Origin of the sequence: Veillonella rodentium (assembly GCF_900187285.1) — a bacterium.
Lineage (GTDB): Bacteria > Bacillota > Negativicutes > Veillonellales > Veillonellaceae > Veillonella > Veillonella rodentium.
On record NZ_LT906470.1, the window covers coordinates 1,233,737 to 1,248,882 of the forward strand.

Below are 15,146 nucleotides of genomic sequence, written 5' to 3' on the forward strand. Positions count from 1 at the left end.
TTTCACACAAAAACTATTTTTTATTCCTTTACAATAACAACTCTAATTTATAATCAAAATAAACCTTCATAAATAACGATATGTCGCTCAATATCCGCTGAGAGATGAAATTGATGTAAACAACGGATACATAACAGATACAACGAGGACAGCTACACCAATTCCCATAACCGTTAACAGAATCGGCTCCAACAGTCTCTCTAAACGCCCTATATACTTTGCCAATATCAATTCGTAATAGCGACCGCAGTGTTTTAACATCGTTACGAGTTCTCCGCTTTCCTCTCCGATAGATACCATTTGCCATATGAAAGTATTCCCTATATGTGCAGTTTCTAAACTTTCACATAAAGAGTGACCGCTTAACAGTTCTCTTTTCACGTATTCACTGCATTCACGACCATATAGATTAGGCCATAAAGGTTGGGTAATCTCTACAGTTTGAATAATAGAAAGCCCCGCCTCCAACAACAAGGCCCAAATCTTGAGCATACTCGTATAATACATACAGGTTAACCATTGATGACGATGAGCCAGCCGCCATAACCTACGATGTACTGCATGCCGTATACGATATTGCTTATAGCCCCATAGAATACAGGCTGCAACTAGAAAATGAATACCTATTGCCGTTGCCGGATGATCCTTTAACCCCTGTCCTAATGCAAATAGAGCTCTAGTCATCATCGGCAATTCAATATGCATCGTCTCAAACACCTTCTGAAAGGACGGAATAATAAACAATACGGTGACAAAGAAAAATAAATTCATCAGAACTAAGAGAAATGCCGGATATGAGATGGCGCTGATAATCTTTTGACGCAGTTGCCGTTCCCATTCATAATGATGTGAAATATACCGCAAACTCTCTCCTAACGTACCCGATGCCTCTCCGCTCTCAAGCAGAGCCAATGCGATGGGCGGACAGCCTTCATTCCGAAAGGCCTGAGACAAAGGTTGCCCTCGCTCAATTGATTCGTAAAGAGCCCTGTACACTAATGCTCTACGGCCATTACAAAGCAAATGCAGAGCGCGTCTCAAAGGGACTCCGGACTCTATCAGTAGTCCCAACTGATAAGTTATATCGGCCACCACTTCATGACTCCATGATTGTACCTTTGATTTTTCTTTGCGGTTAATACGATAAATCCGGAATCCGTCACGTTTTAATCGAAGTGCTATTTCTCGTTCGGATTCACCCCACAATACACCCTTTACGGTTTCATCCGCATCATTTCTTACTACATATTCATATGCATCCATGCTTACTCCTATGACAATTGCTGATCAAGCAAAGAATGTAACTGTTGATATCCACCGTATTGGGCCTTTACATCGCGTATCGACATCTCCAACGTCTTCATGGGCATCTGTGTTTCCTGTATGGAAACAATTTGCGGCTCTTTTCGGGTCCGTATAAGATTAGCCACCGCATGCGTATTCAGTAAGATGTCTCGAATCGTGATGAACTGTTGATTCCACCGCAATAACCGTTGACATATGACTGCACGTAACACTTGAGAGATTTGGCTGCGTACCTCTTCTTGTTGTTCACTCGGAAAAAGTGAAATCATTCTATGTACAGCCATTACAGCCCGTTGGGTATGCATCGTAGCCATTACCAAGTGCCCCGTTTCAGCAGCATGTAAAGCCGCCTCCAGTGTTTCCCGATCACGCAGTTCGCCTACCATAATCACATCGGGATCTTCACGCAGTGCATCCCGTATTCCTGAGGACATAGAAATGATGTCACAACCCAATTGGCGTTGATGGATAAGGGATTTCTGCGCAACGAACTCGAACTCGATGGGATCCTCCAGTGTAATAATGTGTTTTTCCATTGTTTGATTAATATAATCAATGCAACACGCTAAGGTATAGCTTTTACCGCTACCCGTCGGACCGCATACCAAAAGCAATCCGTCATGAGCGGCACATAAATTTTGCAATAACTTGCCTTCACCGGTATCATCCAAACCCAATTTATGATGGCATAAAAGCCGCAACGTGCCGCATATAATATGATTAGCACGATATAAATGAACCCTGATTCGTACACCGCAGCAGGAGCATGCTTCGTCTAAAGACTGCCATTCGTCAGATTCTATACCGCATCGCTGTAAGATATCCTCAATGAGTTCAGTTGTGCAAATCATATGTGTAGGCTTTAATCCGTCTCCACTTCGTAAATAAATCAGCTGTCCACATTGTAAGTGAATATCTGTAGAAGATTTTTCCAAAGCTTGCTGCACAATACCTTCAAGATCAACTATCTTACAACAAGAGTCCACAACGATGCACCTCCTCCAAAGATGTTATATGTCTCTGCACTGCATCATTTGCTGAGTCCTCAAGAGATAATAATAGATGCGAGTCCAGATTATCCCAATCAGCCTCATTAAGAGGTATCTCCAAATACTCAAATAAAGCAGTTCTACCATGATATACAGTTCCATCAAAACGTCTGACTAAACGCTGGGCAAGGGCGCCTATTAAAGTAGCCCGAATCAGATAGGGCTCCACGCCCATATCCATAAGCCGTGTGACAACGCCCATAGCAGTATTGGTGTGAATCGTAGAGAGCACACGATGTCCTGTCAGAGCTGATTTAACAGCCAGCTCCGCGGTCTCCCGATCCCGGATTTCTCCAATCATAATCGTATCCGGATCCTGACGCAGTACGGAGCGCAGTCCTTTGGCAAAAGTAAAGCCGATTTTCTCATTGATACCGATTTGAATGGCACCTTTAATTTCCGCCTCAACCGGATCTTCCAGACAGATAAGCTTTGTTTCACGTAAATTAAGCATTCGTAACATAGAATATAGCGTGGCTGTTTTACCACTACCCGTAGGACCGCAAATTAACATAAGTCCATACGGTCTTTGCAATAGTTTTTTTATATGTTCAAATATATGATGCGGCATACCTAACGCTTCAAGACTTTTATGACTCCCTTCATTTCCCATAAGGCGACACACTACAGTTTCACCATACAGACTGGGGAGTGTGGAAACGCGCATCGTCACAGATTCATTGCGATGCTTCCATACCCACCGTCCATCTTGAGGTAATCGCTTCTCACTTATATCGAGAGCGCTACATACCTTAATTCGATTTAAGACGAGATCCGCCTCCTCATCAGGCAGTGTCATATGCGTCTGTAATAAACCATCTTGACGAAACCTGACATACACACCTTCTTCCATCGGATCAAAATGAATATCGCTCACATTATGTTGCAAAGCACACAGAATAATATCATCCAACGTTACATCTACATACATGGTCACCTCCTAAACCTTGCGGTATGTTTTTACCTCACCCTAACGTATGGCGTATATTGTTTCGACACAATATCATAAATTCCTCTTTTATTTCTAAAAATCCACGAAGCGAAAAATCATGACTTATACACACAAATAAAAAAGCGCCCCGAAGGGCGCTGATATCAGCATATTCTTGCCTAATGCTGTTAAACGAAACTGAATTTAACAGTAACTGAGTAATTCAAATTATTATGTTTATTATTTTTTCAAATTATAAAAGACATCATGGCCTTTATATTGAGCTGTTTCATACAGCATTTCTTCAATGCGCAACAACTGGTTGTACTTCGCAACACGTTCAGAACGAGCCGGTGCACCTGTTTTAATTTGACCGGCATTGACGGCCACTGCAATATCTGCAATGAAAGTATCTTCAGTTTCACCGGAGCGATGAGATACAACACATGTATAACCGGCACGTTTAGCGAGTTCCATCGCATCAAAAGCCTCTGTAAGTGTACCGATTTGATTTACTTTTACCAAAATGGAATTGCCTACACCGAGCTCAATCCCCTTTGCCAAACGTTTTGTATTCGTTACGAACAAATCATCACCAACAAGTTGCACACGATCACCAAGGCGGTCTGTCAACAATTTCCAACCGTCCCAGTCTTCTTCGGCAAGACCGTCCTCGATAGATACGATTGGATATTTACCCACCAAATATTCATAGAACTCGACCATTTCAGCTGCGGTTTTAACTTTACCTTCACCGGCCAAGTTATATTTTCCATCTTTATAGAATTCAGAAGATGCGGAATCAATTGCCAATTTAAAATCTTTTCCAGGTTCATAACCGGCAACTTTAATAGCCTCACAAATGACCTCCAACGCCTCTTCATTAGATGACAAGTTTGGAGCAAAGCCGCCTTCATCACCTACAGCGGTACTCAAACCTTTTTTATTCAGCACAGATTTTAATGTATGATATACCTCTGCACAACTGCGAAGGGCTTCACTGAAAGATTCAGCCCCTACAGGCATAATCATGAATTCCTGAATATCCACATTATTATCAGCATGAGCGCCACCGTTTAAAATATTCATCATCGGTACAGGCAGTTCCTTTGCATTAAATCCACCCAGATACATGAATAACGGCAAGTCCAGAGACTCGGCAGCGGCGCGAGCAACAGCCATGGATACACCTAAGATGGCATTGGCACCGAAATTGGATTTATTTTCCGTACCATCTAGTTCCAGCATCAAATTATCGATAGCCACCTGTTCTGTAGCATCATAACCGATAAGAGCCGGTCCTATTTTTGCATTTACATTATCGATAGCTTGCAATACGCCTTTTCCGTTATAGCGATTTTTATCACCATCTCGTAATTCTACAGCTTCAAACATACCTGTGGATGCTCCGGATGGAACAGCCGCAGTAGCAATAGTACCATCCTCCAAACATACTTCTACCTCAACGGTCGGATTACCGCGAGAATCCAAAATTTCTCTTGCCACGACTTGCTCAATTACTACCATGTTGTCACCTCATATAAAAAACTATAATCAAAATACAGGTGTATTTTTTCTATAATCCAGAAATTCAATTCACCTGCGTTCATATAAAGAAATATCTGCCCTACTAAGATTTACACAATAAGCTATGCCCCGTCATCGATGCCGGTTTATTAATACCGCCTAAATCCAACAATGTCGGCGCGATATCACAGAGCTTACCCGTTTCTAAATGGTCTGATTTATGTTCATCGCTGACCAAGATGAGCGGTACAAGATTCGTTGTGTGTGCCGTATGAACCTTACCGGTTTCATGATTCACCATAACCTCTGCATTCCCATGATCCGCTGTAACCAGTAAATGTCCATGTTTACTGCGAATGGCCGCTACAATTCGCGCCAAACATGAATCTACAGCCTGAACGGCCTTAACCGCCGCCTCAAAACTGCCCGTATGTCCGACCATATCAGGATTCGCAAAATTTAGAATAATCATATCGTACTGAGACGATTCAATAGCCTCCACGACACGATCCGTCACCTCATAAGCGCTCATTTCCGGCTGCAGGTCATATGTCGCTACCTGCGGCGACTTCACCAGGATTCGATCTTCACCATCAAAAGGTTCCTCTTTACCGCCATTAAAGAAGTACGTCACATGAGCATACTTTTCCGTCTCCGCAATGCGTAACTGACGATAACCGTCCGTACTCAATACTTCCCCCAGTGTTTCCGGCAACGTATCCTTTTCATACACGATATGTACAGGCAAGCCGTCTTCATACTTTGTCATTGTTGCCATATAAATGGACAACGGTTCACGCTGAAAACCGTCAAATTCCGGTAATACCAATGCCTTGGTGAGTTCACGCCCCCGATCGGGACGGAAATTACAGAAGATTACCGCATCTCCATTCTTGATGGTTCCCCCAGAATCAATAACGGTAGGGATAACAAATTCATCCGTCACATCTTTATCATAAGACTGTTGCACCGCTTCACAGGCGGATGTTGCCGTTTCACCTCGACCATTCACAATGGCATTATAGGCCAATTCCTCACGGTCCCAACGATTATCACGGTCCATGCCATAATAACGTCCGCTGACTGTGGCAATCTTACCGCAATGAACATCCGCCATATAGGATTCTAAATTCTTCAGATAAACCTTCGCACATTGTGGTGCTACATCGCGACCATCAAGCAGAGCATGTACATATACCCGTTCAATGCCATAATCATGAGCACCTTTAATGACCGCTTTAATATGCTCTAGCGAACAGTGGACATTACCGTCGGAAACAAGACCGATAATGTGAAGACTTTGCTTTTTAGCGACTTCATACAGTTCCTTCATAACAGGACGCTTGTAAAAGTCACCGGATTCCACATCTTTTGTGATACGTGTCAAATCTTGATATACGATACGACCGGATCCGAGGTTTAAATGACCTACCTCAGAGTTTCCCATCTGTCCATCCGGCAAGCCTACAGCAAGCCCTGAAGCCTCTAATGTTGTATGAGGATACGTATCCCATAATTGATTAAAACAGAGCGGCTTCGCCTGCACGACAGCATTGGTCTTATCTAATTGATCCCCCATGCCAAAGCCATCCAAGATAACCAGCATAACCGGGGCCTCTAATTTAGCCATTTTAATACCTCTTATCAGACGTCCGCCATATTAGCCGCCTTAATGATTTCTACAAAGTCATCCACCACGAGGGATGCACCACCTACAAGGGCTCCATCGATATTAGGCTGCCCTAAAATTTGTTTGCTATTATCCGATTTTACACTGCCACCATATTGAATGCGCACTTCATTCGACACATCATGACCATATACGGATCGGATATAATCCCGAATGGATTTACATACAGTTTCCGCCTGAGCTGCCGTCGCCGTTTTACCGGTTCCGATGGCCCATATAGGCTCGTACGCGATGATCAACTGGCTCACCTGTTCTTTAGAAATACCCTGTAAAGCGCCTTTTAATTGAGACGTTATCCACTCCAATGTGTGTCCGGCTTCACGTTGCTCCAAGCTTTCACCGACACAGACAATAGGTATCAAATTGTGACGAAAGGCACTCTTGATTTTCGCATTTACCGTTTCATCCGCTTCACCATAGTATTCACGGCGTTCAGAATGACCGATAATCACATAAGATACCCCCACCTCTGTGAGCATAAGCGGAGAAATCTCACCGGTAAAAGCACCTGCATCATGGTAGTCCATCGTTTGCGCACCTACTTCAATCGCCGTATTTCGCGTCAATGTAACCGCACGTTCAAGGGCTGTAAAGGGAGGGCATACCACTACATCACAGGACAAATCCATATCTTGTAAGACGTTATTGAACGCTTCAATTAATATAGATCCTGATGCGATTGTACCATTCATTTTCCAATTTCCCGCAATAATAGGTTTTCTCATATTATGCCTCAGTCAATGCAGCAATACCAGGTAGAATTTTGCCTTCCAAAAATTCAAGCGACGCGCCGCCACCGGTGGAAATATGACTAATCTTATCTGCTAAACCGCTCTTTTCAATAGCAGCCACAGAATCACCACCGCCGACGATAGTCATCGCGTCAGATTCAGCTACAGCTTTCGCTACCGCATTAGTACCGGCTGCAAAGTTTTCCATTTCAAATACGCCCATAGGGCCGTTCCAAATAATCGTTTTCATTGGGGCCAACGCTTCTATGTAAAGTTCACGTGTTTTAGGTCCGATATCTAAAATCATCCAACCATCTTCAATCTGATCCACATCGACGATTTTAGTATTAGCATCATTGCTGAAAGCATCAGCCACCACCGCATCTATAGGTGTTAAAAGTCTAGCACCTGCCACACGGGCTTCCATCACAAGATCTGTCGCAATCGCTTCCTGCCCTTCTTCAAATAAGGAGCTGCCGATATTACAGCCTTGAGCTTTAATAAAAGCATTAGCCATGCCGCCACCGATGATCATTACATCCACCTTAGGCAATAAATTCGAGATAACAGAAATCTTATCAGTTACCTTAGCACCGCCTATAATAGCCGCCATAGGTGTTTTGGGATGTACAACAGCTGCACTTAATGCATCGATTTCTTTTTTCAATAAAAAGCCTGCACCCATAGGAATATAATCAGCGATACCGACTACAGATGCCGCATTACGATGAGATACACCGAAGGCATCATTGATGGCCACATCAGCCAAAGACGCCAACTGTTTCGCAAACGCAGGATCGTTTTTAGTTTCTTCGTTGTGGTAACGTAAGTTTTCAAGCATCAACACATCGCCTGGTTGTAATGCTTTTACCGCTTCTTCAACCTTCGGCCCGATACAATCATCCACAAATGCTACCGGCTTATTGATGAGGTCAGATAAATGTGTAGCACATGGTGCTAAGGACATTTCCGGTTTACGTTCCCCCTTTGGGCGTCCGAAATGTGATGCGAGGATAACCTTTGCACCCTTTTCAATCAGATAGTTTATCGTCGGTAAAGCACTACGAATACGCGTGTCATCGGTGATGACACCGTCTTTCATAGGCACATTAAAATCAACACGTACAAATACTGTTTTATTCGCTACTTGTAAATCCTCAATTGTCTGTTTCATAAAAGCCTCCCGATTATAAGCCTTTACTTGCCACGAATGCAGCCATATCGATAAGACGCTCAGAGTAGCCCCATTCATTGTCATACCAAGAAACAATTTTCACCAAATTACCGTCCATAACCATCGTCAAATCGGCATCAACGATGGAACTGCGTGGATCGGAGCCGAAATCACAGGATACCAACGGCACATCGGATACGCCAAGAATTCCCTTTAATTCTCCGGCAGCAGCCTTACGCAATGCTTCGTTGATTTCTTCTTTAGTAGCCGGTTTTTCAAGTTCACACACGAGATCAGTAGCGGATACATCCGGAGTCGGTACACGCAATGCGAAACCGTCAAGTTTGCCTTTCAATTGAGGCAATACCTTAGCCACAGCCTTTGCCGCACCGGTTGTAGTAGGGATGATAGACATGGCCGCCGCACGGGCACGACGAGGGTCTTTATGGCGCGCATCAAGAATTTTCTGGTCATTTGTATAGGAATGGATGGTAGTCATCATTCCGCGTTTAATGCCGAATTCATCGCACAATACTTTAGCGAATGGAGCCAAACAGTTCGTTGTGCAAGATGCATTGGAAATGATATGGTGTTTTGCCGGATCGTACATATCCTGGTTAACGCCCATAACCATTGTTAAGTCTTCGTTTTTACCAGGTGCGGAAATCAATACTTTTTTAACAGTCGGTTGATTCAAATGAACCTTTGCTTCCTCAGCATCACGGTATTTACCGGTACATTCCATAACGATTTCTACGCCTTCTTCAGACCAAGGCAATTTAGAAGCGTCACGGTCGTGGAATACACGAATTTTCTTGCCATCAATATAGATGTTATCGTCATCAAATGTTACTTCATTAGGAATTGTGCCATGTACGGAATCGTATTTTAACAATAATGCGGTACCTTCATTATCACCGGTTGCATTAATAGCCACTACTTCCACATCAGGATTGTTAATCGCTGCACGTACTACACATTTACCGATACGACCAAAACCGTTAATACCAACTTTTACTGCCATCGTTAGATCCTCCTAAACAAAAATATAAAAATTTATAGTCTAAATACCTTAAATTATATATATTACAATTTCCTATAAAGCAGGAATCTGTAATAATTGACGCATACCTTCAGCGGCCTGTTCATCGATGATCAGAATGCCTTTCTTACAAGCCCTCATAACCCCGATAATGGCACCGGCTTTATCTTGGCCTCCCGCTACAGCGATAACATTAGGCACCTCTGCAACATCCGGCAAGGACAAGCCGATATTATTTGTTGAATAAATTAAATTGCCTTCAATATCACAGTATTGGCCTAAAGCCTCACCTACCGCATGATTTGCTATCAGTATTTGACGAATATCATCCCCAATATGACGCTGATCCGCCATACGCATGGCCGTACCGATACCAAACAGCAACACATCAGTCCTATTGATGAGATCCCCAATCTCTTTGATTTGCGGTTCACAGGTCATGAGCATATGTAATGAATCTTGTGAAAGTCCATCCGGTAAATGGAGCATTTTATAGGTTCCGCGAAGACGTTCAGCAAGTACCGAAGCGATTACATTCGCTTGGTATTCCACAACCTCTCCGACACCGCCTCGAGCCGGCACTACCGTAGGCTCCAGCGGTAAAAGAGGCATCTCCTCCGCTAATGCCGCCATGGTACTACCACCGCTGATAGCGACAACAACATTTGGCTTTAACAGCTTCTGTAATAATTTTGAAGCTGTATATCCCAACTTTTTCACCATTAATGTCCCATCTGTAGGTGTAATGATAACTCGATTAATATGAAGCGCCTCAGTCAATCGATGTTCCAATTCACCGATACGATCCAATTCATTCAAAAAATTTCGTAACTTGGGAACAATTGCTTGCCCCTCGTCAGTGAGATAAATCCCGGGTTTATAAATATCCACCAAACCATTGGTTCGCATCAGTTCAATATGACTGCGTACGGTACGCTCCGGCAAATCAGTGACCGCCGCCAATGTCCTTCGTCCGATAGGTTCTTCATAAACAAGATAATTTAATATTTTGTATCGTTCCTTTAAGACACTTACAATTTCAGGAACAATACGTTCACACACCATTAGAAACTCGTTCATCGGGCTCCTCCTTTACCCTTTGGTAACCGTTTTCGTCCCATGTGAACAAAATTTGTCCCACTTAAAATAAAAAACACCTTTACAATGATATTGTACCCCCTATGCAAATTTTATTCAACCCTAAATGGTTTGGTTAACGAACTAACACCGGAAATTAATCATGATATAAGCAGCTAGATATAAGCAGCTAATAGATATAAATAAAACCAATCATAAATATCAAAAACGATAGAAGCCATGGTAATAACTAAAGCAGCAATTACTGATGAGTTCTATCGTTTTATGTTTCAAAGACTGTAAGCTATGATAATCAAGATACAGTAAGCTATAACTAAACAGCTAAGTAGTTTTCTCTACTGAACAGTTTAATCAGATTTTATTTTGTACCGAAGATGCGATCGCCGGCATCGCCTAATCCCGGCAGGATATATCCATGATCATTAAGTTTTTCATCGAGTGCGGCTACATAAATAGGTACATCAGGATGTTCCCTATTTACAACTTCAACCCCTTCAGGTGCGGCTACCAGGCACATGAGTTTAATATTCTTTGCCCCTTTTTCTTTCAATAAGGTAATCGCAGCAGCAGCGCTACCACCTGTTGCCAACATAGGATCTGTAACGATAAAATCACGTTCGCCTATATCGGTCGGCAATTTACAATAATACTCTACAGGTTTTAATGTTTCAGGATCGCGATATAAGCCTATATGCCCTACTTTAGCCGTAGGAATCAAGCTTAACATACCGCTTACCATACCAAGACCGGCACGTAAGATAGGAATGATACCCAACTTTTTACCTGCAATACGTTTACCAATCATTTTAGTTAACGGTGTTTGCACCTCCACATCTTCAAGCGGTAAAGTACGGGTAATTTCATACCCCATTAGCAAAGTGATTTCATCAAGTAATTCTCTAAAATCCTTAGAACCTGTTTGTTCATCACGCATCAATGTAACTTTGTGTTGAATCAACGGATGTGTCATAACATTAACTTTCATGACGGTCCTCCTATAAAAACAATATACTCAGTTCTCTAAAGGTAGCATTAAACTATCATACCTACTCTACCATAGATTGATAAATCATGCCATATAAATAATATGTATCATATAAAAAGAGATACATCGTAATGCGTTTAATAGGATATAAAAATATTATATCAACCGGGCCGATACCAGGATTATATTCATAATAAAAGAGGACATGCCTAAGCACATCCCCTTTAAAAATATTCATATGAATTATATCTTAATTACAATTTATACAAATTTATATAACGAAAGATTAGTATAACGGATATGCCCCACAAAGTGCAGCAACTCGTTTACTTGCCGCTTCGTGAACAGCTTTATCTTCAGGATTTTTAAGCACTGTTGCAATAATATCAGCGATTTCTTCCATGTCTTTCACTTGCAGGCCGCGAGTTGTAAGCGCCGGTGTACCTAAACGAATACCGCTTGTTACAAATGGACTGGCCGGATCAAACGGGATAGTATTTTTATTACATGTAATCCCTACTTCATCAAGTAAATGTTCCGCTTCTTTACCGGTAAGACCTGTATTGCGAACATCAACGAGCATCACATGTGTATCTGTACCGCCGGATACAATAGTTAATCCTTTGTCTTGTAGTGCCGCAGCCAACGCCTTCGCATTATCGATGACCTGTTGTGCATATACCTTGAACTCAGGTTGTAAAGCTTCACCGAGAGCAACGGCTTTTGCAGCGATTACATGCATTAAAGGTCCACCTTGAATACCGGGGAAAATTGCTTTATCGATTGCTTTTGCATATTTCTCTTTGCAAAGAATCATCCCGCCACGAGGACCGCGTAATGTTTTATGAGTTGTTGTCGTTACAATATCAGCATACTCTACAGGATTCGGATGTAAACCGGCTGCAACAAGACCTGCGAAGTGAGCCATATCCACCATGAAAATCGCATCTACTTCATGTGCCACATCAGCCATTTTTTTGAAATCGATTTGACGGCTGTAAGCACTACCACCGGCAATAATCAATTTAGGTTTTGCTTCCAAGACAATCTTGCGGAACTCATCATAATCGATTTGTTGCGTTTCTGCATCTACACCATAAGGAACTACATTGAAGTATGTACCGGACACATTAACCGGAGAACCATGAGTTAAATGACCGCCATGGGACAAATTCATACCCACAATAGTGTCTCCCGGTTGTAATAGTGCAAAATACACACCGAAATTAGCTTGGGAACCGGAATGAGGCTGTACATTAGCATGCTCCGCACCGAAAAGACGTTTTGCCCGTTCAATCGCCAATGTTTCGATGACATCAACGTTTTCACAACCGCCATAATAGCGTTTACCGGGATAGCCTTCCGCATACTTGTTTGTCAATACACTACCTTGAGCTTCCATTACTGCTTGAGAAACGAAGTTTTCAGAGGCAATCATTTCCAATTTGTCACGTTGACGCGCCAACTCCTGATTGATAACGGCTTGAATATTAGGGTCTTGTTTTTCTAAGAAACTCATAAGTATCCTCCTCATGTAAATATATGCGTATAAGGTAACGATGTATTACTTCTCTAAGGCTTTAATCTTTTCCACACGGCGTTCATGACGACCGCCTTCAAAATCCGTTGCCATCCAAATAGTAACGATGTCCTTTGCGAGACCGGGACCGATAACGCGTTCCCCCATAGTCAGGATATTCGCATCATTATGGGCACGACTATATTTTGCGGAAAAAGAATCATGACAAAGAGCTGCACGTACACCCTTCATCTTATTAGCCGCAATACCGATACCGATGCCGGTACCGCAGATCAGAATACCACGGTCCATTTCACCGGATACGACGGCGTTAGCTACCGGTACGGCAATATCCGGATAATCACAAGATTCCGATGTATATGTACCGAAATCTTCCACGTCATGACCTAAATCAGATAATAACTCTTTAATCTCTTCTTTTAAATGTAATCCACCGTGATCACAGCCGACAGCAACTTTCATATCTTCATCTCCTATGCTTTCTCAGGCACCGTTTTAAGGCCTTCCTTCACCAAGTGATAAATTTGTTCCGCACATTGATTATACACGGTTTGATCAGCTCCATAAGGATCTGATACGTCACCGTCCTGACCGCCCCATTCGGAAATGGTTTTAATCTTTTTTTCCTCAAAAGGGAATTGACGGAGCAAAACGGATTTGTGATCCTGTGTCATACCGATAATAAGATCCGCCGCATTCACTAGTTCCATCGTCAACGGACGCGATTCATGGCCTGAAATATCCGCAATGGAGCGAATGGCAACGACCGCTTCATCCGTCGGTTTTGCACCATAAGCGGCAAATAGACCAGCCGACAACGTCGTAACATCTTTCCCCTGCTCAGCTGCTAAAGCCCTCGTAATGCCTTCTGCCATAGGACTGCGGCATGTATTACCGGTGCATACAAATAAAATATTCATAATAACATCCTTACTCAGCCACTTATGTGGCTATTTATACATTATAGCAAATTCATCCAATATGTAAATACATTTTTCTATTAACAGTGGACATTTTTATAAAATTAACAGTAAAATATGATCATTTATAAATGACATGATGGCTCGAAGCCTTCTCCATACGGTTCATGACTGCTACGCCAAAACCGTGCGGTTCTACGCCTTCCGCCAAGATTAGGGTAACATGATTTTCATTAAATTGTAATAGGCTTTTGTAAAAGTCATGTCCCAAGGCCAATGCATCCCCATGCTGACCAAAACAGTGGCATTGAAAACGCTCATCCATTCCAATGAGAACATGCGTTTCATGGCTCACCAAACAGCCGATAGGGCCCCTGCAACCTTTTGAAAGTTCTTTGAAAGCCTCTGCCACATCTGATGGTTTTCCTACGACGACATACATCGAAGCATCGGGAGCGTAATGAGTATACTTCATACCCGGTGCTTTTGGTTTTGTCGATTCACTGATTAAAGCCGTATCATATACGACAGTAGGTAACACATCTTCCAACATCGATTTGGTAATACCGCCAGGACGTAAAATGATAACTTTATCATCATGTACTTCAACAACTGTCGATTCTACACCGATTGTACAGGGCCCCGCATCTAATATATAAGGGATGCGACCGTTCATATCATGATATACATCCTGCGCCGTCGTAGGACTGGGACGTCCCGAAATATTTGCACTGGGCGCCGCAACAGGTACTCCGGCACGCTTTAACAAATCACGACATAAATAATGATCCGGACAACGTAAGGCCACACGCGATAAGCCTCCCGTAGCACGATCCGGTACAAGATCGGATTTCGGCAATGTAATTGTCAATGGACCGGGCCAGAACGCATCAATCAGAGCTTGTGCCGTTACAGATATATCTTTCACTAATGGACGTATACTTTCACCATCAGGCACATGCAAGATTAAAGGATTATCAGAGGGCCGACCCTTGGCGGCATAGATTTTATCCATAGCCTCGGCATCCAGACCGTTCGCCCCTAAGCCATAGACCGTCTCTGTCGGTATCGCCACCAATTCACCGCTTCGCAATGTTTCAGCCAGCAGATCTAAATCTGCCTCTGATGGATTAGAGATGATTCTTGTATCCATA

Annotated in this window: 14 protein-coding genes; all 14 read right to left on the reverse strand. The window is 42.8% G+C overall.

Annotated features, from left to right (window positions below):
• Nucleotides 1-87: 87 nt before the first annotated feature.
• Nucleotides 88-1,263 carry a type II secretion system F family protein gene (locus CKV62_RS05680; RefSeq protein WP_095066097.1) on the reverse strand — a complete coding sequence of 392 codons (1,176 nt, stop codon included), beginning with the start codon at nucleotides 1,261-1,263 and terminating at the stop codon, nucleotides 88-90.
• Nucleotides 1,264-1,271: 8 nt separating this feature from the next.
• Nucleotides 1,272-2,291, reverse strand: coding sequence for a type IV pilus twitching motility protein PilT (locus CKV62_RS05685; protein WP_095066098.1), 1,020 nt, complete (start codon nucleotides 2,289-2,291; stop codon nucleotides 1,272-1,274).
• On the reverse strand, nucleotides 2,275-3,285 hold the full coding sequence (locus CKV62_RS05690; protein WP_095066099.1) for a GspE/PulE family protein: 1,011 nt from the start codon (nucleotides 3,283-3,285) through the stop codon (nucleotides 2,275-2,277). The genes CKV62_RS05685 and CKV62_RS05690 overlap by 17 nt, the downstream gene beginning before the upstream one ends.
• Before the next feature lie 240 nt (nucleotides 3,286-3,525).
• On the reverse strand, nucleotides 3,526-4,812 hold the full coding sequence (gene eno / locus CKV62_RS05695; RefSeq protein WP_095066100.1) for a phosphopyruvate hydratase: 1,287 nt from the start codon (nucleotides 4,810-4,812) through the stop codon (nucleotides 3,526-3,528).
• A 103-nt stretch (nucleotides 4,813-4,915) separates the two neighbouring features.
• Nucleotides 4,916-6,442, reverse strand: coding sequence for a 2,3-bisphosphoglycerate-independent phosphoglycerate mutase (gene gpmI, locus CKV62_RS05700; protein WP_095066101.1), 1,527 nt, complete (start codon nucleotides 6,440-6,442; stop codon nucleotides 4,916-4,918).
• A 14-nt stretch (nucleotides 6,443-6,456) separates the two neighbouring features.
• On the reverse strand, nucleotides 6,457-7,227 hold the full coding sequence (tpiA, locus tag CKV62_RS05705; protein WP_095066102.1) for a triose-phosphate isomerase: 771 nt from the start codon (nucleotides 7,225-7,227) through the stop codon (nucleotides 6,457-6,459).
• A 1-nt stretch (nucleotide 7,228) separates the two neighbouring features.
• Nucleotides 7,229-8,407: a phosphoglycerate kinase gene (locus tag CKV62_RS05710; RefSeq protein WP_095066103.1), complete on the reverse strand. Its 1,179-nt coding sequence runs from the start codon at nucleotides 8,405-8,407 to the stop codon at nucleotides 7,229-7,231.
• Between the two features lie 13 nt (nucleotides 8,408-8,420).
• The gene (gap, locus tag CKV62_RS05715; RefSeq protein WP_095066104.1) at nucleotides 8,421-9,431 is read right to left on the reverse strand and encodes a type I glyceraldehyde-3-phosphate dehydrogenase; all 1,011 of its coding nucleotides are present in this window, start codon (nucleotides 9,429-9,431) and stop codon (nucleotides 8,421-8,423) included.
• 72 nt (nucleotides 9,432-9,503) lie between these two features.
• The gene (locus CKV62_RS05720; protein ID WP_095066105.1) at nucleotides 9,504-10,529 is read right to left on the reverse strand and encodes a sugar-binding transcriptional regulator; all 1,026 of its coding nucleotides are present in this window, start codon (nucleotides 10,527-10,529) and stop codon (nucleotides 9,504-9,506) included.
• Between the two features lie 376 nt (nucleotides 10,530-10,905).
• On the reverse strand, nucleotides 10,906-11,532 hold the full coding sequence (gene upp, locus CKV62_RS05725; RefSeq protein WP_038115384.1) for a uracil phosphoribosyltransferase: 627 nt from the start codon (nucleotides 11,530-11,532) through the stop codon (nucleotides 10,906-10,908).
• Between the two features lie 286 nt (nucleotides 11,533-11,818).
• Nucleotides 11,819-13,051, reverse strand: a complete 1,233-nt coding sequence (locus tag CKV62_RS05730) for a serine hydroxymethyltransferase (protein ID WP_095066106.1) — start codon at nucleotides 13,049-13,051, stop codon at nucleotides 11,819-11,821.
• A gap of 45 nt (nucleotides 13,052-13,096) precedes the next feature.
• Nucleotides 13,097-13,534, reverse strand: a complete 438-nt coding sequence (rpiB, locus tag CKV62_RS05735; RefSeq protein WP_095066107.1) for a ribose 5-phosphate isomerase B — start codon at nucleotides 13,532-13,534, stop codon at nucleotides 13,097-13,099.
• 11 nt (nucleotides 13,535-13,545) lie between these two features.
• Nucleotides 13,546-13,992 (reverse strand): low molecular weight protein arginine phosphatase, encoded by a 447-nt coding sequence (locus tag CKV62_RS05740; protein ID WP_095066108.1) that lies wholly within the window; start codon nucleotides 13,990-13,992, stop codon nucleotides 13,546-13,548.
• A gap of 121 nt (nucleotides 13,993-14,113) precedes the next feature.
• Nucleotides 14,114-15,145, reverse strand: a complete 1,032-nt coding sequence (locus tag CKV62_RS05745) for an L-threonylcarbamoyladenylate synthase (protein ID WP_095066109.1) — start codon at nucleotides 15,143-15,145, stop codon at nucleotides 14,114-14,116.
• Nucleotide 15,146 lies beyond the last annotated feature (1 nt).